Source organism: Nocardioides sp. P5_C9_2, assembly GCF_054049555.1.
Genome location: NZ_JBFUMD010000554.1, coordinates 1 through 2,325 on the forward strand (window position 1 = coordinate 1; position 2,325 = coordinate 2,325).

The window sequence follows — 2,325 nt, forward strand, 5'->3', positions numbered from 1 at the left end:
CCCCCTGGCCCGCCGAGGCCCGGGACGCCCTGGTGAGGCTGCTCGCGTCGGGCGACGGGCTGCTGGGAGTCTGGGAGACCCTCGAGGAGACCGGCGCCCTCGCCGGTTTCCTCCCGGAGTGGGAGCGCATCCGGCTGCTGCCGCACGCCTCGGCGATCCACCGCTTCACCGTCGACCGGCACGTCGTGGAGACCTGCGTGGAGGCCTCCCGGCTCATCCGCAGCGTCGCGCGCCCCGACGTCCTGCTGGTCGCCGCGCTCCTGCACGACATCGGCAAGGGCGGACTCACCGAGCACTCGGTCGCCGGCGAGCCGATCGCGCGCGAGATCGCGGAGCGCATGGGTTTCGAGCCGGAGGCCGTCGACCTGGTCGCACTGCTCGTGCGCCGGCACCTGCTGCTGTCCGAGACCGCCACCTCCCGGGACCCCGACGACCCGGCCACCATCGACGCGGTGCTCGACAAGGTGCCCTCGGCGGAGGCACTGACCCTGCTGCTCGCCCTCACCGAGGCCGACGCGCGCGCCGCGTCGGCGAAGGCGTGGTCCACGTGGCGGGCGGGTCTCGTCGCCCGGCTGGCCACCCACGCACTGGCCCGCGCCGCCGGCGAGGCGGCCTCGCCCGAGGACGACCGGTCGGTCCCGGTGCCCGACGTCGTGCGCCGCGGCGGTGCCTGGGTCGGCGTCGAGCCCGACGAGGGGGGCGCCCGCGTGACGATCCTCGCTCCGGACCGGGTCGGCCTGCTCGCCGACGCCGCGGCGGTGCTCGCCCTGCAACGGGTGTCCGTGCGGTCCGCACGGGCCTGGGCGCAGGACCCCGACGACAGCACCGGCGATCCGGATGCCGTACCGGTCGGCGTCTCGGTCTGGGAGGTCGCCGACCCCGAGCTCGACCCCGCGGTGCTGCGCGAGCGCTTGGTGGCGATCGGCGAGGGCAGGCTCGATGCCACCGGCCGGCTGTCGCGTCCGGCGCCGGGCCGTCTCGCCCCCGTCGTGGTGGTCCGGTACGGCGAGTCGCGGCGGGCCACCRTGCTCGAGGTGCGGGCGGACGACCGGCCGGGCGTCGTGCACCTCGTCTGCGCGGCCCTGGCCTCGTGCGACATCTCGGTGCGATCGGCCCACGTGTCGACGGTGGGCCCGCAGGCCGTGGACGTGTTCTACCTGCAGGAGCAGGGAGCGGGCCGGCTCTCCGACGAGCGGGCCGCCGAGGCCGCGCACGCCGTACGGGACGCGCTGGTCGGCACGGCGGCCGAGCCGGGAGCCTGACGCCGACGGACGCCCCGCCCGGCACGGGGCCGAACGGGGCGTCTGGGGTGGTGCTAGGACGTGCGGGTCACGTACGGGACTCGTCGAGCACCCGGTCGTGGCGCAGCGACGTGCGAGCGGTCTCCTTGGCGCAGAACACGGCGATCAGCGTGATCACCGAGGCGATCGTCATGTAGATGGCGACGCTGTTGACGTTCGCCGCCCCGTTGGTGGCCGGGCCGAGCAGCTTGATGGCGATGATCGGTGCCAGCGCGCCGGCGAAGATGGAGGCCAGCTGGTAGCCCACCGAGGCGCCGGTGTAGCGCACCGAGGTGCCGAAGAGCTCGGAGAAGAACGCAGCCTGCGGGGAGTACATCAGGGCGTGCAGGATCAGGCCGACGACCACGGCGAGCAGGATCTTGGGCTCGGACTTGCTGGCGATGAGGTCGAAGAAGATCCAGGACCACGCGGCGACGCCGATGGCGCCGGCGATGTAGAGCGGACGCCGGCCGACCTTGTCGCTGAGTGCCCCGATGAGCGGGATGGTCACGAAGTGCACGACGGCGCCGATGAGCAGCGCCTCGAGGATGATGCTCTTGTCACCGGTGGTGCCGACGTACGTCGTGAGGAAGGTGATGGAGATGACGGTGAACAGGTAGTACGAGATGTTCTCGGCCATCCGCATGCCCATGGCGACCAGGACCTCGCGCGGGTACTTCTTGACGACCTCGACGAGCGGCACGTGCGCCTTCTCGGCGGTCGAGAGCTCGCTCTGCGCCTCCTTGAAGACCGGCGACTCCTCGATCGAGAGGCGCACCCACAGGCCGATGATGACCAGCACGGCACTCAGCATGAACGGGATGCGCCAGCCCCACGCGTTGAACGCGTCGTCGGACTGCACGGCCGCGAGGATCCACAGCACGCCGGTGGCGAGCAGGTTGCCCAGCGCCACGCCGGCCTGCGGCCACGACGACCAGAACCCGCGCTGCGAGTCCTCACCGTGCTCGGCGGCCATGAGCACCGCGCCGCCCCACTCGCCGCCGACGGCGAAGCCCTGCACCAGGCGGCAGAGCAGGAGCAGGAC

At 72.9% G+C, this 2,325-nt stretch carries 2 protein-coding genes; one reads left to right on the plus strand and one right to left on the minus strand.

Annotated features, from left to right (window positions below; genetic code table 11):
• Positions 1-1,262: HD domain-containing protein (locus ACXJKL_RS19525; protein ID WP_457208659.1), on the plus strand; the 1,262-nt coding region annotated here is incomplete at its 5' end.
• A 67-nt stretch (positions 1,263-1,329) separates the two neighbouring features.
• On the opposite strand, the gene ACXJKL_RS19530 is transcribed toward ACXJKL_RS19525, so the two are convergent.
• Positions 1,330-2,325: MFS transporter (locus tag ACXJKL_RS19530; RefSeq protein WP_457208660.1), on the minus strand; the 996-nt coding region annotated here is incomplete at its 5' end.